General features: G+C 43.9%; 15 protein-coding genes. 12 read left to right on the forward strand and 3 right to left on the reverse strand.

Translation table 11 applies throughout. From position 1 onward, the window contains the following. The 6 genes from recF (at nucleotide 1) to HMPREF1521_RS07365 (ending at nucleotide 6,200) form a co-directional block, all read left to right on the forward strand. Nucleotides 1-1,101, forward strand: coding sequence for a DNA replication/repair protein RecF (gene recF, locus HMPREF1521_RS07340; RefSeq protein WP_038117598.1), 1,101 nt, complete (start codon nucleotides 1-3; stop codon nucleotides 1,099-1,101). Next, nucleotides 1,088-1,990 carry a DUF721 domain-containing protein gene (locus HMPREF1521_RS07345; protein ID WP_038117600.1) on the forward strand — a complete coding sequence of 301 codons (903 nt, stop codon included), beginning with the start codon at nucleotides 1,088-1,090 and terminating at the stop codon, nucleotides 1,988-1,990. Before recF ends, HMPREF1521_RS07345 begins: the two co-directional genes overlap by 14 nt. A 109-nt stretch (nucleotides 1,991-2,099) precedes the next feature. Next, entirely contained in the window at nucleotides 2,100-2,348 is a 249-nt protein-coding gene (remB, locus tag HMPREF1521_RS07350; RefSeq protein WP_038117601.1) for an extracellular matrix regulator RemB, read from the forward strand. 54 nt (nucleotides 2,349-2,402) lie between these two features. Further along, nucleotides 2,403-4,304, forward strand: coding sequence for a DNA topoisomerase (ATP-hydrolyzing) subunit B (gene gyrB, locus HMPREF1521_RS07355; protein WP_038117602.1), 1,902 nt, complete (start codon nucleotides 2,403-2,405; stop codon nucleotides 4,302-4,304). 9 nt (nucleotides 4,305-4,313) lie between these two features. After that, complete coding sequence (locus HMPREF1521_RS07360; RefSeq protein WP_038117604.1) at nucleotides 4,314-5,795, forward strand: amino acid permease; 1,482 nt, start codon at nucleotides 4,314-4,316, stop codon at nucleotides 5,793-5,795. 87 nt (nucleotides 5,796-5,882) lie between these two features. Next, nucleotides 5,883-6,200 (forward strand): YbjQ family protein, encoded by a 318-nt coding sequence (locus HMPREF1521_RS07365; protein WP_038117605.1) that lies wholly within the window; start codon nucleotides 5,883-5,885, stop codon nucleotides 6,198-6,200. A 380-nt stretch (nucleotides 6,201-6,580) separates the two neighbouring features. Here the strand turns inward: HMPREF1521_RS07365 and HMPREF1521_RS07370 are convergent, their stop codons facing one another. From HMPREF1521_RS07370 to HMPREF1521_RS07380, 3 genes are all read right to left on the reverse strand, one after another. Next, on the reverse strand, nucleotides 6,581-9,643 hold the full coding sequence (locus HMPREF1521_RS07370) for an efflux RND transporter permease subunit (protein WP_038117607.1): 3,063 nt from the start codon (nucleotides 9,641-9,643) through the stop codon (nucleotides 6,581-6,583). Further along, nucleotides 9,640-10,704, reverse strand: a complete 1,065-nt coding sequence (locus HMPREF1521_RS07375; protein WP_038117609.1) for an efflux RND transporter periplasmic adaptor subunit — start codon at nucleotides 10,702-10,704, stop codon at nucleotides 9,640-9,642. The genes HMPREF1521_RS07370 and HMPREF1521_RS07375 overlap by 4 nt, the downstream gene beginning before the upstream one ends. Nucleotides 10,705-11,133: 429 nt before the next feature. Further along, entirely contained in the window at nucleotides 11,134-12,492 is a 1,359-nt protein-coding gene (locus tag HMPREF1521_RS07380; protein ID WP_038117611.1) for a hemolysin family protein, read from the reverse strand. A 194-nt stretch (nucleotides 12,493-12,686) separates the two neighbouring features. Here HMPREF1521_RS07380 and HMPREF1521_RS07385 point away from each other — a divergent pair, with 194 nt between their 5' ends. The 6 genes from HMPREF1521_RS07385 (at nucleotide 12,687) to HMPREF1521_RS07410 (ending at nucleotide 20,458) form a co-directional block, all read left to right on the forward strand. Then, nucleotides 12,687-13,289 (forward strand): class I SAM-dependent methyltransferase, encoded by a 603-nt coding sequence (locus HMPREF1521_RS07385; RefSeq protein ID WP_038117612.1) that lies wholly within the window; start codon nucleotides 12,687-12,689, stop codon nucleotides 13,287-13,289. 330 nt (nucleotides 13,290-13,619) lie between these two features. Continuing rightward, complete coding sequence (locus HMPREF1521_RS07390) at nucleotides 13,620-14,828, forward strand: hypothetical protein (protein ID WP_038117613.1); 1,209 nt, start codon at nucleotides 13,620-13,622, stop codon at nucleotides 14,826-14,828. 170 nt (nucleotides 14,829-14,998) lie between these two features. Continuing rightward, entirely contained in the window at nucleotides 14,999-16,936 is a 1,938-nt protein-coding gene (locus HMPREF1521_RS07395) for an LTA synthase family protein (RefSeq protein ID WP_038117614.1), read from the forward strand. A gap of 54 nt (nucleotides 16,937-16,990) precedes the next feature. Then, on the forward strand, nucleotides 16,991-18,694 hold the full coding sequence (locus HMPREF1521_RS07400) for a PIG-L family deacetylase (protein ID WP_038117615.1): 1,704 nt from the start codon (nucleotides 16,991-16,993) through the stop codon (nucleotides 18,692-18,694). Next, nucleotides 18,694-19,677 (forward strand): glycosyltransferase family 2 protein, encoded by a 984-nt coding sequence (locus tag HMPREF1521_RS08840; protein WP_051435774.1) that lies wholly within the window; start codon nucleotides 18,694-18,696, stop codon nucleotides 19,675-19,677. The genes HMPREF1521_RS07400 and HMPREF1521_RS08840 overlap by 1 nt, the downstream gene beginning before the upstream one ends. Before the next feature lie 25 nt (nucleotides 19,678-19,702). Next, the gene (locus HMPREF1521_RS07410; protein ID WP_038117616.1) at nucleotides 19,703-20,458 is read left to right on the forward strand and encodes a glycosyltransferase family 2 protein; all 756 of its coding nucleotides are present in this window, start codon (nucleotides 19,703-19,705) and stop codon (nucleotides 20,456-20,458) included. Nucleotides 20,459-20,480: the final 22 nt, after the last annotated feature.

A 20,480-nucleotide genomic window follows, 5' to 3' on the forward strand; every position in this document is an offset into this window, starting at 1 on the left:
GTGAGAATTGACTCACTGCAATTATTCCAGTTTCGCAACTACAGGGATATTCAGATTCAGTTCAACTCGGAAATCATCGTCCTGTACGGTACAAACGGGTCGGGGAAGACGAATATCCTCGAGTCCATTTACGTGGGAACTATCGGCAAGAGCCATCGCACGAACGATACATCGGATATGTTGTTATTCAACGCGGATGAAGCGGGCCTTGTCGTGAAGTTCGAGAAAAAGGATACGCCTCAGAAGGTAAATATCAAGTTGTTCCGTCAAGGGGCAAAGGATATCCGGTTGAATGATACGAATATTTCTCAAAAGGAACTCATCGGTACATTGAATACGGTTATCTTCTGTCCCGAGGACTTACAGCTCATCAAGGGTAGTCCGTCGGGGCGTCGTCGATTTTTCGATATGGAAATTTCTCAGACAAGCGCTACTTACTATCATCAGCTCATACAATATAATCGGTTGCTGCAGCAACGCAATGCGCTGTTAAAAGAATATCGCGGCAAGCAGAGCATACCTCTCGATGAATGGGATTTACAGCTGGCGGATATGGCGAGTTTTATCGTAAAAAAACGCCTTGAAAGTCTTAAAAAAATCAATCTTCTCATTGATCTTATGAACCGTAAGCTCACGGGAGGTCTTGAAAATCTCACCATCGGCTATGAACAGTCATATATAGAGGACGGTTCTTTGGAGTACACGAAGGAAGGCTTTTATGAGCGCATCAAGGCGGCTTTGCCGCTGGATCGTCATCGACTTACGACCAGCGTCGGACCTCATCGCGATGATCTGAGATTTTTCTCGGACGGCATGGATCTTAAAAAATTCGGATCCCAGGGACAGCAGCGGACGGCCGTATTGTCTCTCAAATTGAGTGAACTGGAATTCATCAAATCCGAGGTGGGCGAATATCCGGTGCTTCTATTGGACGATGTCTTGAGTGAATTGGACGAGTCGAGACGGGCGAATTTATTGCAGTTTATTCACAAACGAATTCAAACATTTATTACTACGACGGATATTCATGACTTTCAGGATTTGAAATCCGTTCAATTTATTCATTGTGAAGGGGGACAGATTCAGTATGGAAAGCCTTGATTTATGTTTGCCTATGGCTTTGAGTGAACTGAATTTGCTGGAACAGTATAAATTGAACACCCTCGTGCATCATTGGCATGATGTGGTGGGGGCCGTTATCGCCTCTCATGCGAAGATTGTGGATATCAAGCCGCCCCTCATCATAATCAGTGCGGATACGTCTATGTGGATGCAGGAACTACAGATGCAGAAACGGCGCATCATCGAGGAAATCAACAACTATTACGGTCGTGAAATCATTGCGGATATCCGATTTATCATGCGTCGTCAGAGTTATGTGAAAGCGGAGAAACATAAGGGATTGTCCATTCCGGATATGCCTGTTCCGGACAAGAATATAGATTTTGACAGCATCGTACTTTCAGAGGACGATGTGAAAGCTATCGACCGATCTTTAGATAAAACGGATAATGAAAAATTAAAATCGGCTTTCAGAAAGATACAAATTACGCGGCGCAAGAAGGAAATTTATTTGGAGCGCTGCGGATATCATCGCTGTCATCGATGCGGTATGCATATGCAATCGAAAAAAGATGTATGTCCCACCTGCGAATATGAGATGCATCGGGAACATATCAAGGCAATTAAGGCCGTGATTCGAAAATATCCGTACATAAAATACAGTGATTGTCAGGCCTTTATTGAATGTACATTTATTCATTTTGCAGAAGCGATGAGGGAATGCATATACTTTTATTTGGATAAAATCTATAAGGGGTCGATCAATCGTCGCCACATGTATATGGCGGCCATGCTTATTACCCATAAAAAGCAGGATGAGCTGACGGAGCAGCATGTCATTAATCTGTGTAATAAATATCGATCCAAATTCCTTGCGGAAGAGGAGCAACGTAAAATTGATGCGTTGAACGGGGTTCTTGAAAAATAAATGTATATTTGAAAATTTGATAAGCATAAAAATAAATTATATTTCAGTTATAGAATATATATCTGGTGGATGCTTTTAATTTGTGCAATAAAATCAATAAGGAGTTTCTATGTACGTTCATATCGGTGATACCGTAGCGGTACCTATAGAATCCATCATCACCATGGTTCATGCAAAGGGCGGAAAATCTCATAAAAGTCCTATTCATCATTATGAATCGATGGAATATATCGCCATGGTGCCGGACGAAAAAATAAAGACATATGTGGTGACAGATGACTGCATATACGCATCCGGTATCAGTATTAAGACATTAATGAGACGAATTGATGAATTTTATAGTATAATAAACAGATAAGTTAAATTTCCTTACCCGTTGTGGGTTAGGGTTTTGTTAGGAGGAGTTTGTTTCATGCCTGAACAAAATTATGGGGCCCAGAATATTCAAGTATTAGAAGGTCTTGATGCGGTTCGTAAACGCCCGGGGATGTATATCGGCAGTACGTCTGTACGCGGCTTACATCATCTCGTATATGAAGTAGTGGATAACTCTGTGGATGAAGCGCTCGCAGGTTATGCGACGCATATCGAAGTATCTATCAATCCTGATAACAGTGTTACCGTAGTGGATGACGGTCGCGGTATTCCTACGGGAATGCACGAATCCGGTATGTCCGCCGTGGAATTGGTGTTAACCAAATTACATGCAGGCGGTAAATTCGGCGGCGGCGGATATAAAGTATCCGGCGGTCTGCACGGCGTAGGTATTTCCGTTGTTAACGCATTGAGTGAATGGACGAAGGTGCAGGTATCTCAAAACGGTATCATTCAGGAGATTACCTTCGCTCGCGGTCATAAAACATCGGAACTTACTGAAATCGGCAAGTCTGAAAGCACGGGTACTACCGTTATATTCAAACCTGATGCTGAAATCTTTGAAACTACTGAATTCAATTTCGATACATTGAAAATACGCCTTCAGGAATTGGCGTTCCTCAATAAAGGTCTTCGCATCACATTGAGCGATTTGCGCCAGGATGAACCGCGTGTGGAAAGCTTTCACTATGAAGGCGGTTTGAGTTCTTTCATAGCGTTCCTGAATGAAAATAAGGAAGTCGTAAATCCGACTGTAATCGATATCGAAAATACAAAGGATGATGTGGTTGTGGATGTAGCTCTTCAATATAATGACAGCTACAGCGAAAACATTTTGTCTTTCGTAAATAACATCAATACCGTGGATGGAGGTACACATCTATCCGGTTTCCGCTCCGCTTTGACGCGTACATTGAACGATTACGGTCGTAAGGCTGGCTTGATCAAGGAAAATGAATCCAATCTGTCCGGCGAAGACGTGCGCGAAGGTTTGACCGCCGTTGTTTCCGTGAAAGTACTGGAACCTCAATTTGAAGGTCAGACGAAAACAAAGCTCGGTAACAGTGAAGTTAAGGGTATTACCGATGTCATCGTGTCGGACGGACTCAAAACATTCTTTGAGGAACATCCTCAGGATGCGAAGAAAATCATCGAAAAGGCGACAATGGCGAGCCGTGCTCGTGAGGCTGCCCGTAAAGCCCGCGATTTAACGCGCCGTAAAAATGCTCTTGAAGTATCAAGCCTGCCCGGTAAATTGGCTGATTGTTCCGAAAAGGATACATCCATGACGGAAATTTATCTCGTCGAAGGTGATTCTGCGGGCGGTAGTGCTAAACAGGGCCGCGATCGCCGTTATCAGGCGATTTTGCCGTTGCGCGGTAAAATTCTTAACGTAGAAAAGGCGCACCTTGATAAAATCCTGGCAAATAATGAAATTCGATCTATGATTACCGCTTTCGGTACAGGCATCGGCGAGGAATTCGATATTACGAAATCCCGTTATAACAAGATTATCATCATGACGGATGCGGACGTCGACGGCGCTCATATCCGTACTCTGTTGTTGACATTCTTCTACCGCTATATGAAACCGCTGGTGGAGGAAGGTCACATTTATATCGCTCAACCGCCTCTTTATCAGATCAAGAAGGGCAAATCCCACTGGTATGTATATTCCGATGCGGAAATGACCGCTAAACTTGATGAAATAGGCCGTGACGGCATTACGATTCAACGATACAAAGGTTTGGGGGAAATGAATCCTGAACAATTATGGGAAACGACGATGAACCCTGAAAATCGCACGATTTTACAAGTCAGTCTTGAAGATTCCATCGAAGCGGATAAAATTTTTACCGTATTGATGGGCGATAAGGTGGAACCGCGTCGTAAATTTATTGAAGATAATGCTAAGTACGTGCGTAATCTCGATTTATAAGGAGTACACATGTCTGATAATCAACATAATAACGTAGAGTATACGTCTAATACACAACAACATTTAAAACGCTCCCTCAAAGCGCGTCATATGAATATGATCGCCTTGGGCGGGGCTATCGGTACCGGTCTTTTCGTGGCCGGCGGTGAGGTGGTCAGTACCGCCGGACCTGGTGGTGCTCTTGTGGCTTATGGTCTCATCGGGATTATGGTGTACTTTCTGATGACATCTTTAGGTGAGATGGCTACGTACCTGCCGATTCCCGGTTCGTTCGGAACCTATGCAAAACGCTATGTAGATCCTGCATTCGGCTTTGCGTTGGGGTGGAACTACTGGTTTAACTGGGCTATTACGCTGGCTGCGGAGGTGCTCGCAGGGGCGCTCATCATGAAATATTGGTTTCCTGATGTGCCGGCTATCGTGTGGTCCGCGCTGTTCCTTTTCATTTTATTCGGGCTTAACTATTTGTCCACCCGTTCCTTTGGTGAAAGCGAGTATGTGTTCTCCAGCATCAAGGTTATTACGGTATTCGTATTCCTGTTTTGCGGCTTTATGCTGATCCTCGGTATCGGCGGTACATCGCCGGGGTTCACAAACTGGACAGTCGGTGAAGCGCCGTTCGTAGGCGGTTGGGAAGCGATTCTCGCGATCTTCATGGTAGCGGGTTTCTCATTCCAGGGTACGGAGCTCATCGGCGTAGCGGCCGGTGAAGCGGAAGAACCGGAAAAAAATGTGCCGAAGGCGATTAATTCCATCTTCTGGCGTATTTTATTGTTCTATATCGGTGCTTTCACAGTTATCGGTTTTCTCATTCCTTATACGGATCCGAATTTATTGAATTCCAGCATTGAAAATGTGTCCATCAGTCCGTTTACCTTGGTATTCGACCGCTTCGGATTCGCCTTTGCGGCGAGCTTTATCAATGCCATCATTTTGACGGCCGTATTGAGTGCGGGCAATTCCGGTCTTTATTCTTCGACCCGTATGCTCTATGCATTGGCGAAGGAAGGTCAGGCGCCTAAGATATTCGCTAAATTGAATAAACGCGGCGTGCCTGTTCCGGCGTTGGTGTTAACGACGGCCATCGGTTTGTTTGCATTCCTTACGAGCTTCATCGGTGAAGGTACGGCATATACCTGGATTGTTAATATCTCCGGTCTATGCGGTTTTATCGCCTGGGTCGGTATTGCGGTGGCGCACTATCGTTTCCGCCGTGCTTTCAAGGCACAGGGCAGAGACCTCAGCGAATTGCCGTATAAAGCATCTTTCTTCCCGTTCGGTCCGATTTTGGCGCTCATTCTTTGTATTATCATCATCTGCGGTCAAAATTACACGGCTTTCACAGGCGAGACAATCGACTGGTACGGTGTATCCGTCGCCTACATCGGCCTGCCTGTATTCTTCGCTGTGTACCTAGGCTATAAATATACGAAGAAAACGAAGCTGGTGCCGTTAAAAGAAGTGAACCTGAATCGGGATTTCGAACGATAGAGATTCCGGTGTATCCACAGTTTCGTTGATGGTATAGATTTTATTGATATGGACGGACCTGTTTGTATCGGCAGTAAGGAGCCAATCATGATTATTACAACAACAATGCACATTGAAAATTATTCTATAAAAGAATATAAAGGCATCGTATTCGGTGAAGTCGTAGAGGGTCGTAATTTCGTAAAAGATTTTATGTCCGGCATCCGTGACATCGTCGGCGGACGCAGCGGCAGCTATGAAGAATCCTTGATGAAAGCACGTCAGGCCGCACTCGACGAAATGGCGAGCCGCGCTCAGAAAATCGGCGCTAATGCGATTATCGGCGTATCCTTTCAATACAGCACAGTAGGCGAAACAAACGGCATGCTTATGATTACATGCAACGGAACGGCTGTAGTGATCTGATTTGAATCGGATAACTTAATAAGACATAAAAGGGACTGTAATAGAATGCGGTAAGACGGCATTTATATTACAGTTCTTTTTCGTTTATCCGTCATAAAATATATGCGGTACAAAATAGAATACATCGATTTATCAAGGCACAAAATCCAATAAATCTATAGGATAATGTATATTGTAATATTGAGCGGGCCAAAGATATTATTTTGAAATATAATATGTTGATTATATGAGATATGTAATGTAAAAAGAAAGCTATATCATCAGCGAGCGACTTACGTAGAATGGAGCGAGAGGGTGATATAGCTTTCTTTTTGTTGTTAATTATAAAAATATAGTAATAAAATAGGCCCGCTCTATATTAATAGAACGAGCCTATAGATTTATTCTATTTTGTACCAAGTTGCATACATCACAGGCAGTACGATGAGTGTCAGTACTGTTGCGACGAGCAGGCCGCCGCTGAAGGCGATGGCAAGAGGGCTCCAGAAAACGGACCCCATGAGGGGAATCATGCCCATGATAGCCGCAATGGCGGTGAGCATGATAGGGCGGAACCGAAGTGTTGCGGAGCTGATGATTGCTTCACGCGGTTCCTGTCCTTCTGCTTTGTGAATCTCGATTTGATCGAGCAGGATGATGGAGTTCCGAATGATCATGCCCGACAGCGCGATGATGCCCAGAATGGCCATAAAGCCGAGCGGTGTTCTCGTAATGTTGAGGGCCACTACGACGCCGATGAGTCCGAGCGGAGCCGTTAATAGAGCCATGAACATGAGCGGAATTCTCTTCAATTGGAACATGAGAATCGTCATGATCACAAAAAGCATGATTGGCATCGGTACCAGTAATTTGTCTACCGCCGTAACGCTCTTTTCCGCGGAGCCGTCGAGGTCGATGGAATACCCTGCAGGCAAGCTGTCACGAATATCCTTTAATTGCTTATAGATTTCATTCGTTTTCGCATTGCCGAGAACGCCTTCTTTCACATTGGCGTGTACGCTGATGGTCGGCATCATGTTGCGATGCCAGATGATACCGTCCTCCTGGGTCATCGTAATCGTTGCGATTTGGCTGAGCGGTACGTAATTACCGCTTCCCGTTTGAATAGGCAATGATGAAAGAGCACTTAAATTGTGCTGTGCATTGTCACCTAATCGGAATGTAATCGGAATTGTTTGATTACCTTCATAATATTCACCGGACTTCGTACCCGATAATAAGCTTTGCAGATGCAAGGATACGGAATAGCTGTCGATGCCGAGCAGACGCGCCTTATTCGGATCGATATGCACGTTGGCGACCGGCTCCGTATCGGGCCAGTCGAAGGCTATATTATGTAAATCCTTGTCCTCCTGCATCCGTGCTTTCACGGTATTGGCGATTTCTTTCACCTTGGCCTGATCGGGTCCGGATACGCGCAGCATGACCGGATATTTCGATGGCGGGCCGATTTGCAGGAATTGTGTATTTACGAGGGCTGACGGGAATTGTTCGTTCAGATATGAGGTCAACTCGCTGTATAATTTATCCCGGTCCTCTAAGGATTTCGTGACGATCACATATTGGAGAAAATTATTCCGTTGCAGTTCAGGTTCCAATGTGAGCACGAATCGAGGGGATCCTTGGCCCACGTAGGATGCGAATGTCGAAATATGTTCATTATCCTGCAAATGCTTGTCGATGATTTTCGCCTGGCTCGCCGTGTATTCGATGGACGAACTCTGCGGGAACTGCATGGATACGACGATTTCATTCCGCGTGGAGGACGGGAAAAATTCCTGTTTGATGAGAGGGAATGAAACGAGTGAAAGTATGAAAGCAATCAACGTAATGCCGAGGACCGCCTTGTGATGGTCGAGGGACCAATGGAGGAGTCGTTCGAATTTATCGTTGAAGGTGATTTTCATCTTGTGCATGATATGGTCGCGTCTGGACCATTCCGACTCAGGCTTCGGCGCCTTTGTTTCGATGATTTTATATCCCAGTACAGGACTTACGAGAACGGAGGCGAACCAGGATAGAATAAGCGCCATGAAGACTACGATGGACAGGGATTTCGTGAATTCCGCCACCATCCCCTGTGCAAGGGCTAACGGCAAGAAGCCGGCACATGTAATGAGCGTCCCCGACAGCATAGGAAATGCCGTCGACTGGTATGCGAAGGTGGCCGCCTTGAAGTGACCCCAACCCTCTTCGAGCTTAACGTTCATCATTTCCACGACGATGATCGCATCGTCCACGAGAAGCCCCAGAGCCAGGATGAGGGCGCCGAGACTTACTTTGTGTAAGTAGATGCCGTTTTCATACATCAGGATGAACGTGGTGGACACGACAACCGGAATGGTGAGGGCCACGACGATGCCCGTACGAAGTCCCAGGGACGCAAAGCTGACGAGCAGTACGATGGCGATGGCTTCGAATAGAGATTGCGAGAAATCGCCGATGGATTCCTTCACGATGTGTGGCTGATTCGATACCTGATCGAGTTCGAGACCGGCAGGAATGGTTTTCTTCAGTTCAGCCAATTTTTTATCGATGGCTTCGCCGAATTCGATGTTGTTCGCCCCTGCATCCATGGAGATGGCGATACCGATGGCCGGTTTGCCTTCGTAGTAGAACTGCGGATCGCTCGGGTCCTGATAGGTCATGGTCACGTCCGCCATATCGCCGAGACGCAATGTCTGATTATTGACGCGTATCGGCATGTCCCGTACCGCCTGCGGACTGTCGAAGAGACCGTTTATGCGAAGGTACACATTATTCGTATCCGTCGTAATCGTACCGGCCGGAACCATCATGCTCTGCTGTTTCAGGGCGGTCAAAAATTGCTGTGTGCTCACCTGATAGGATGCGAGCTTATCCTTGTTGATGGTGACGTTCAACGTCTGTTGCTGTACGCCGATGAGGCTGATTTTCTTTACATTCGGCACGGATAACAGCTGACGTTTCAGATCTTCCGCCTGTTTACGTTTTTCTTCGTACGAATATTCGTCACCGCTGATGGCGTAGATGATGCCGTAAACATCATCGAAGCGGTCATTGATGGTCGGACCCTGTACGCCTGCCGGCAATGACTTCCATTCGTCGTTGATCATGTTGCGCGCTTCTTCCCAGGCGGGACGAATCTGATTGGACGGTAAATCTTCTTTCAGATTGATATAGATGACGGATTTGCTGCCGTCCGTGAAAGATTTCGTATAGTCCAGTCCCGGTAAATCGCGCAGTTTTTCCTCCAATTTATCCGTTACCTGATCGGACATCTCCTGCGGGGAAGCCCCCGGCCAGGCGACGCCGACCACCATGGTGCGCATCGTAAAGTCCGGATCCTCCATGCGTCCCATATGGGTGAATGAGAAGACACCGAATGTGAGTAATACAGCCATGAAGTAATAGATGATGGATTTATGTTTTAAGGCCCATTCGGCTAGATTAAATTTCTTCATTGACTAACCGCCGTCCCTTCTTGTAATTGCTGAGTACCGGCGGTGATGACGATGTCGCCCTTCGAGAGGCCCGATGTGACGATAACCGAATTCGAACCGAATTCACCGGTTTTAATCGGTACGAGATGAGCCTTATTGTCCCGTATGATATATACCGCATTATTGCCGGACGAATCTTTTACCAACGCCGTCAAAGGAATGGTTAGATGCGTTGAATCCGCGGATGTCAGATTTGCGTTGATCGTCATGCCCAGCTGTACCGAGTCCGGAGGATTCTGCAAGGAAATTTTTACCGTATAGGTTCGCGCTACAGGATCCGGAACAGGAGAAATTTCGCGAACGACGCCCTGTACTTTTACGTCAGGAAGCGCCCAGAATGTAATCGTTGCAGGACTGCCCACGTGGACGGTGTTGAGTTCCTGTTCAGGAATGGAGATGACCGCCTCCGGCTCATGACCGGCCGCCAATATGCCCACCTGTTGGCCCGCTGCTACGACCTGACCCGGTTCGATGGTGAGGCTCGTGATGATGCCCGTATCGGGGGCGATCAAGTTAGTATAGCTGTCCTGATTGCTGCTCAAGTTGAGGCTGGCTTGCGCCTGTTGTAGTTGAGCCGCCGAGGCGTTTAACTGATTTTCCGCCTGATCCAGCTGCAATTTGCTGATCGCCTGCTGGGCGTACAGTTCGCGGTATCGCTTTGCATTTGTATTCGCCAGGTCATAAGCCGATTGAGCCGCTTTTACGGCGCCCTCCGCATTTTGTACCTGCGATGCCGTATCGGCGCCGTTGATCTGAGCGATGACCTGACCGGCCTCTACCTGATCGCCTACGCTGGCAAATTTGTTGATAACGCGCCCTCCGATCTGAAAGGCCAGATTGGTTTCCGTCCGATTGTGAACGGTACCGGAATATCCGGCGCCGGTAGTGCCGCTTTCTTCGCCGATGGTAATGGTGCGGACCTTTAGACTCGCTTCATCTGTCTGTTTTTCTGAGCCGCAACCGCTGATGAGGGTCGCCCCTATCATGATGGCGGCTATCATTGACATGACTCTTTGATTCATAGAATCTCTCCTTTATCCCGTCTATAGCTATTTCATGTGAAAGTATCATTATATTAGCCCTTAGTATTTTCAGAAATAGTATTTCCCGAAATCAGTAGTACGTTTATACATTCTATAAGGAGTACATATGATAATGTATTTCATCGTTAAGTACCAGAATAGCTGAAATAGGTACAGATTTTATATTTTATACAATTAAATAATACTATATATAGTGGAAAAATTCCAGTAAGTGTAAAGGAATTCTATAACTATAATTGTATTTATAACTAAACTGATGTGTAAATTATATGTTGAGTTACGATTGGAAGTTGAAATAGCCTCTAATATTATAGGTGGCATAAAATTAATTAATTTAAAAATACCCTCTAAAGATAGAAAATAAACTCTAACTTTAGAGGGTATCGAATCGTTATAAGGATTATCTGATTATTCTTCTGTCTGTTCCACAACGGGTTCTTCATAGGTGACGAGGATCTTGTCGATCCGCGTATTATCCATGTCGATGACTTCAAAGGTGTAGCCGTTCCATTTGACCTTGTCCAGTTCCTTCGGAATGCGTCCGAACAGAACATTCAAGAGACCGCCCATGGTTTTGTACAAATCTTTTTCCTCGCCCGGTAATTCCGTGTCGATGTGAAAGAATTCTTTGAATTCGTCCACGTCGAGCAGGCCGTCTATGAGCCATGTACCGTCTTCGCGCTCGATGATGCGGTTTTCCTCTTCCTTGATTTCCTCCTCGCCGGACGGCATGAGGCCTACGATTTCCTCCATGATGTCGTGCAGTGTGACGAGACCGCTGAAGCCGCCGTATTCATCGAGAACGATGGTTTCGTGAACGCCTTCCGTGCGGAGCAGTTTAAGCAACTTCATGAGCGTAATGGATTCCGGTACGAGTAGCGGTTCTTTCAGACATGATTTAATGATATCGTGAATTGAAATGGAATCGTTAGGTCGCTGCATGATCTGTACCAACACGTCCGATACGGTTACGAGACCTTTCAGTTCATCCAAAGAGTCGGTACCGACGGGGATGCGATATTGGTTCGCGTTTTTGAGGACCTCCATGATTTCATCATCCGTGCCGTTCAGGTCAATCCATTTGAGCTGTGTGCGCGGCGTCATGATATCGCCGGCGTTCATATCGGCCAGGTGAAAGATGTTTTCTACGAGAATCGGTTCCTCTTCTTCATAAGCCCCCATGGCGACGCCTTCGGTGAGCATCTTGTTGATTTCGGATTCCGTTACAGGCGCCTCTTCTTTCACGGTGACGCCCAGTACTTTCAACAAAAATTCCGTCGAGATGCCGAGAAAGCTGACGATTGGTTTCAGTGCCACGGACAGCCAGTAAATCGGTTTCGCCACGATGACGGCGATGGATTCGGGGCTGTTTAAAGCGAGTCGTTTCGGTACCAGTTCGCCGATCACAAGTGACAGGTAGGTGATGATCGCTACGATGATGAAGGAGCTGATCGATGCGGCATAGTCCGCGATGGCCGGTATGGAATTTTTCAGTAATTCCTCTAGCGGTCCCGAGAAGGTGGCGCCCGAATACAGACCGGTCAGGATGCCGACGAGGGTGATGCCGATTTGAATGGTGGAAAACATTTCGTTCGGGCTCTCCGACAATTCAAAGGCCTTTTTGGCACGCTCGTTACCGGCCTCCGCCATTTCTTCCAGGCGGCGCTTTTTGGCGTTGACGATGGCCAGCTCGGTCATGGAAAACAAGCCGTTCGCGATGATTAATACGATGATAATTATAAAATCTAAGGTCAGATCACTGTCCATTTGGGACTCCTTTTGTATGATTCAAATCGAAATAATACCTTTAGTATATCATATAAGTATAGATAGATGTTTATATAATGGTAAAAGCACCCCTTAGAGGTGCCTTTGTATCTATATGAATCTAAAGAGATTATCCATAAAATAGTTTTTATAAAACCAAAAATATAGGATAATATTACAAAAGGAGTATATCTATGTCAACATCTGAACAGGAATGGGAACAATTACTCGCTATTAAAACCTCCGGCCGCGATGACAGCCGGTCCGACGGCGAGCATCATCCCTATGAGGCGACGGATTACTGTGTTCTCGAACGGCTTGCGAACAGCGGTTATATCCGTAAAAAACATACATTGATCGACTACGGCAGCGGCAAGGGTCGGGTCGGTATCTTCATGGCTTATCAGACGGGGTGCCGATCCATCGGCATCGAATACGATGAACGTCTGTACCTTAAGGCGTTGAAAAATTCTGAAAGTCCGGCGGCTCGAAATCGCGTGTCTTTTGTCCTCGGTGATGCGGCCACCTATGAGTTGCCTGATGTAGCGGACTGCTGCTTTTTCTTTAATCCCTTTGCGCTGCATACGATTAAGCGCGTGTTATGTAATATCTTTGATTCCGTATATCATCATCCACGTAACATTCAGCTATTCTTTTACTATGTAAATGAAGAGGTGGAGAACTTTTTGAATAATCATGTGCGATTGGAGAAGGAAGCATCCATCGACTGCAGCGATCTGTTTCAGGAACCGGACGAAAAGGAAAAGATACTCGTCTATAGGGTGAATTTATTTTAATAGGACTGCGTAAACTTAAATACTATATTATGTAAGGATTATGTAAGGCTAAAGACTGTATGATTACACAAGTTTAATGGATATAGATTTTATAAATTAACTGCATTTATGAATACCTCGGCGCGACCATGATACATTGACTTTCACAGGCAACTGGAAATCATGTCGCGGCCGGGGTTTTATTCATTTTATAGAGGAAAAACCGCGTAAATTCTGCTATAATACTATATTAGAGATTATAAAATTGATTTAGATTTTCAATGTTCTGTACATTAATTCGTATGCATTATTGAAATGTGTAAGACTGAATATAGAGCAGAGGAGGTACCTATGGAACTCATCACTACGACATTGATTGAACGAATTCGCAAGGCGCTGATCAAACGCTATGACAGAGATCAGCAGATTCAGCAGATGATTGAGGAAATCGGTACTGAAGAAGGGCTCAACGAAACCGAATTGGCTATCGTATATCAGGCTTATCTGGAGGTTAAGGAGCGCGTTTATTATACGTCCACCTTGGTTGATCTGTGGAATCAGATCGATGAGGTGCAGAACCGGATGGCGCTGCTTCACACGTACGAATCGCTGGAACAGGATCTGTTCGGTGATGTCGTGGGACATGCTTACGATGATGGCGGCGTAGCTCATGGTATCGGCAAAGGCGTCAATAATCATCACGATGCGTACGCTATGGAAGAGGTGCAGCTCGAGGATGTGCCGCTTCAACATGATACGACGGTGGGCGTGAATCACATCAAATTGAATGAACTTCATGCGATGGGCGGTTTGTTTACAGGTGCCGGTGAAAGTATCGAAAAAAACGCCGATATGGATGATTTGGATGAAGCATCCATAGAGCATATGCACGCGGAGCCGTTGCAAGGTGTGGAATCGTTGGAGACAAAACATGTACATGATTCTGCGGATGCTTTCAAAGAAAACAAATCCTCTCTATCAGAGCATAAAAAATCAAATTTCGATGACGAAGATAGTTCTAATTTCGATGACGAAGATAATACTAATACATTTGATGCAGATGGATCATATGATGGGAATAGCGATTTTAAGAAAACCGATTCGGAAGACGAGTCAGATGATGATGTATCCATTGATCCTTTCACGGCGGTAAATGCCCTGTTGTTCGGTAAATCCGATATGGATAGAAAGAAGGGTCAAAAGAAGCTGGAAAAGCTCATCAAAAAACAGTTGAAGCGTGTTGATAAAGAATGGGCCCGCATTAACGGTACTGACGGAAAATTCAAGAAATCGAAGGATAAAAAAGAAAAAGATAAGAAAGATAAAAAGAATAAAGATAAAAAAGACAAGTTGAAAAAGTCCAAGGATGAGAAGTCCAAGGATAAAAAGGACAAGAAAGATAAGTCGAAGAAGGACAAATCTAAAAAATCCAAAGACAAAAAATTCACATTCAAAGACGATATATTTAAGTCCAAAGACAAAAAATCCAAGGATGAAAAATTCAAGTCTAAGGGTGACAAGGATAAATCTAAGAAGGACGGTAAGGGCGAAAAAAAGTAAAAGCGATAGTTTCGCGGTCTTTGAATACTAAAACGACAGGTGCCGGAACTATCGACCGCGGCTGCGGAAAATGTAAGCGGTGCAGGGGGAATAAGTGTAAGAAGTACCCCCTATGATGCATGATTATAGAGTTTGATGAGTTGAGATACGAGTAATAGAAAGGTTACGATATGAGCCGATGGCAGAGATTATTTCAGGGTATAGCGGATGAGATCAAGATTTTTATATTCTTCTCCCTATTGTTAACCGTATTTAGAATCGTATTTCTCATTAAATTTCAGTCACAGCTGGCGACGGTATCGATGCATGATGTGCTGATGTCGTTGTGGCTCGGATTTCGGTTGAGTCTGAAGACGGTGGGCGCCCTTTGTTTATTGAGCTTTGTGGTGGGCACTTTGGTGCACACCTTTGTACCGAAATGGCCGTCATTAAAAATCAAGAAAATCATTTCTTCTATCGCCGTCGTTTTACTGACATTACTATTTTTTGGGCGAATTCCGTTTTATACAATCTTTAATTCATCTTACAATGCTATGCTCATTAACGGCAAGAATGATGATGCGTATGCCATCATTAATACGGCTGTTAATGAATATCACGCTATTCCGTACCTCATCGGTGCCCTCATTGTAAGCGGTATTTTATGCCGGTTATTGAATCGGGTGTTGCGTCCCGTTACGATACAGTGGATTCCGAAAACAAAGATTTCACAATATCTGACGGGAATAGGACTTTTCCTCGTTTTCGGACTTGTATTTCTGACGTTTCGATTCGGCGGGGCTTTCAGCTATACGAAATCCATTAACTGGGAAAGTGCGGCGCGCCTCAATTCCAATTTGTTGAATGAAACGATTCTCGACGATGTACAGGCGCTGTATCGTGTTAAAAGTATCGCTAAACGAACGGCGGAGCTTGAGGTCATCAACTTGATGCCGGCGGAGCTGAATGAAAAAATCAAGGCCATCGGCGGAAAGCCGGACGGCAGTACATTTGATGCGGCTTTCACAAAAACGGTGACTCAGCAGCGATTACAGGAACAGCCGCGTTCGATTAACGTCATTCTCGGTGAATCCTATGGATTATGGCCGTTTTTGCCTGAATATAACGAACCGGGCGCATATCTGGTCGAACAGGGCAGAAAATATGCGGCCAGTCCTCAGGCGATGAGTACACATCTGGCGTTGGCTCAGGGAACGGGCACGATGCCGGCCATTAACGGACTGTTGACGGGGATGCCCGACACGGGATTGTATCCGAACTATGAAAATCAAAGCTTTGTGCAGTCTTACGGTCTCGGTATCGGTCCTGTCATGAAGAAACTGGGATACAAGACGGTGTTCTGGTACGGCGGATTCAGCACGTGGCAGAACGTGAAGAATTTTGTTTTATCCCAAGGTTTTGATGAATTCCACGATGCGTCCGAGATCCCTAGCGATGAAGGAAATGCGTGGGGCGTGGCGGATAAATACCTGTTTAAGGCTATTTCCGACTATATGGATCAGCACCGGGGCGAAAAAATCATCAATGTCATCATGACCACGTCGAATCATCCGCCATATAATGTGGATGTGGCAAAGGAAGGCTTCGATGTCAATAAGGTTAAGGGTCATTTGCCGGATTCCATCGCTGAAACGGATAAACAGTTAAATGAAATGGGTCATATCTGGTACGCCGATCATGTGATGGGCGAATTTATCAATCGCGAAGAGCAGCAGGATCCGACGGCGCTGTTCGTCATCACCGGCGATCATAGCGAGCGTTTTAACTTTGCTCATGATGTGGGACCGAATGTGGCGTCTACGATACCGATTATTTTTTACGGTCGCGGCATTCATAAAGACTGGCTTGCACCGAATGTGTTCGGCATGAGCATCCAGATTATTCCGACACTGGCTGAGCTCGCAGGTCGTAAAGGACAGACTTATGAAGCGATGGTGCCGAGCCTGTTCAGTCAGGAACAGTTTGTCTTTAATCATCGTCTATGGCTTGATAATAACGGTAAGGTATCGGAACAAAACTCACAGATGCCGGCGGCATACGGAGATGTGATCAGGACTATGCGGGAACTGGCGGCATGGAGAATCAAGCACGGGAATAGCATTGAGTAAAATAGTATATATTTTGTTTAGTACTTAATCGATACTAGCTGAAAGGGTATTGATATGGAGCAATCTAGTTTTACATATCGTCAATGGGTAGGTGGTAATACATTAATGGTCATCGTTCCTCATGAAGACGATGAAATGAATATGGCCGGTGCTACTATATATGGTGCTAAACAAGAGGGGTTACGGGTTATTATTGTTTTTATAACGAATGGTGATTATGAATATAGAAGTTCGATTCGTTTTAATGATACATACAGAATGGCCCGGGAAATGGGGATTCCTCAGGAGGATATTATATTTTTAGGATTTCCTGATCATGTAATGAATGATATATCTAATCCAAGTCACTTATATGCTGATGGATTCGGTATAACGTATACACATGGTGATGGGATAGTTCAGGATTTTTCTACCCAATATGAGGGAGAACCGAAATCGTATACTTATGAATCTCTCATTCAGGTGATATATGATGTTATTGTGGCGAATACACCTCATATGATTATCGCTACCGATTATGATACTCATAGAGATCATCGACTATGTTCATTGGCTGTCGATAAGGCAGTATCATTATTAGTAACAGAACAGTCCGAATATAAACCTAAGCTGTTGAAAGCATTCGCTTATGCGACGGGCTATGAAACGATAGATGATTATTATAATAATCATCTGATATCGACAGTAGTTAATAAAAAAGCGATAAATTCTGTCGGTAATAGTACAGGTAATCCTACTTTAGTGTGGAATCATCGATTACGGATTCCTGTACCGTATGATTGTAGGGATATGAATCTGGTGGATAACCCAATATTTAAAGGAATGGCCGCTCATGCAAGTCAGGAAGGTTATAAACGTGGCTCAAGATTGATCAATGGCGATCAGGTATTTTGGGAGCGATTTGTGTATAATTTGGCAAGGGAGGCCGTTGTTACCGTATCTTCCGGGGACGGTACGTATATAAATGACGGTATATGGTTTTATCAAGAACATTTGAATAATGAGATTGTAGATACCTCAAAGTTTATGTGGATGCCGTCAGATTCCCAACCGACGGTACGTTTTACGTTTTCTACGTCTAAAACAATAGTGTATATTGTTTTATATACGAGTGATGTACTTCGGAATTATGAGTCTGAATCCGATTTTAATACGAGATCCATTCAGGAAGTGCTTATCAGGACAGAGGACAGATCTGATAGTTTTTGTAGTGATGATGTGGAATATTGTGATGGAATCATACGTATTATATTTAATCAACCTGTTCATACGACATGGTTAGAATTAAAGATAACTAAATATGTAGATACGTTTTCGGGACTTTCAGAAATTGAATTACATGAATCGGTTCCTATAGATACGTATTGTCATATCTTGGGAAATAATCAATTTATGTATGACTGGGTTATTTTTCCAGGTGAAAGTATACCGCATATTGATTTATATACGGACGGTTTTACATCACGAAATCGGATACAGAAGGATTATACCTGGTTTATAAATGGTCAATTGACATCGCAGATGGATATGCAACACGTATTGAGGAATGTGTTGCGACAAGGGCCTGTTTTATTACGGGTAGAGCATAATCGTCAACCTATATGGTGTGAAATAACCATGCGAAAGGGAACGTGTATAGAATTGATGAGAAAAAAATGGTCAAATCTGGTTAATCGGTATCGGTATTTACGTGTGAAGAGATATTATAAAAGCTTATATAGAGATGCACAATCGTATAAATATAAGGAAGGAATGTAATGAACGGGTTACCTCTTGTTTCTATTATTATCCCTGTATATAAGGCGGAAGATTATATAAGTAAATGTATTGAAAGTTTGCAACAACAAACCTATCCTAATATAGAAATCATATTAATTGAAGATGCTTCACCAGATAGTAGTGGTCGCATTTGTGATAATTATGCAAAAGAGGATTGTCGAATTAAGGTCATACATCATGAACATAATCAGGGTGTCAGTTGTACACGTAATGACGGTCTTACTGTTGCAGAAGGTGCTTATATAGGATTCGTTGATGGAGACGATTATGTGAGTCATACCTATGTGGAAGATTGTGTACAGGCGATTCAAACTCATAATGCGGATGCAGTTATTTTTAATATTTCTATTGTAAAAGGCGGACGTATCAATCCTGTATCCATGAATCCTTCCTTGTTGAAGGATAGAGATACGGTATACAGAGCATTGATTGAAGATACTATCCCTAATTATTTATGTAATAAATTTTTTAAACGTTTTGTCTGGGAATCCGTACGGTTACAGGAAAATACGGATTTTGAAGATCTATTAATTATGCCGTTAGTATTTAAGAATATAACATCTGTATATTATCTGAATAAGTCATTATATTTTTATAATTGCGATAATGAGAATTCAATTACCAGTAATTGGAGCTCTAAATCAAAATATGGATTATTTTGTTCTTACTTATATAGACAGCCATTGGCGGATGAAATTGGACTGCACAGTTTTTCTGAATATTGCAGATATCGGGCTATTCGTAGTGCTGTAAGTGGTATTGGTTTAGATTTTGCCAGACCCGAGTTGCATACGGAGCAGATTTATCATATGATGAACTATTTGCGGCACGAGGAACTGGCACAGGACAGACCGTTTATAGGTTTTAAGTATAGGTTACTATTATACGGCGCATTACATGCACCGTGGATTTCCAAGTTATACGGACATGCCATGTATATATTGGAATCTATCAAGAAGTAAGGGTATTTTATTAAGGGTTATAGTTATGAATACTGTTACAGCAATTATTTTGGCTCGTAATGAAGAACAACATATCGCAGAATGTATTAAGAGTGTCCAATTCGCAGATGAAATATTGGTTATTGATGATGGAAGTACGGATTGTACCGTTTCGTTGGCTACGGATTTAGGGGCGACAGTTATATGCCATTCATTGAACGGCGACTGGTCTCAACAACGGCGCTTCGGTATTTCTCAAGCGCATGGTAACTGGATTCTGTTTATTGATTCTGATGAACGGGTATCACCGGAGTTGGCAGCTGATATTCGAAAAGCAGTGCAGGGGGAACTACGAGCGTATTGGTTGAGGCGATTCAATTTGTTTCATCATAATAAGGCGACTCATGGTGTGGTGAGACCGGATAAAGTATTACGCTTGATGCCTAGAGATGGTGCTACGGTGGAGGGGGCTGTTCACGAAACTTTTATCAGTCCTTATCCTCAAAGTATATTAAGCGGTAAATTATATCATTATACGTATGATAATTGGCATCAGTTTTTTGATAAATTTAATAAATATACAACAGCGGCAGCTAATAAGTATAAAGAACAGGGAAAATCTTGTAATTTTTTGGGAGATATTATAGTACGACCTATGTGGGCCTTTTTTAAGATATATATTTTACAGCGTGGTATTTTAGATGGAAAAATCGGATTTTTATTATCTGTGTATCATATGATGTATACTATGACAAAATATGTAAAACTATATTATTTAAATAAATTTAATGGACAATTATAAGTAGTATTTTAATATGTCGTAA

This window comes from Veillonella sp. AS16, assembly GCF_000517785.1.
Taxonomy (GTDB): Bacteria; Bacillota; Negativicutes; order Veillonellales; family Veillonellaceae; genus Veillonella; species Veillonella denticariosi.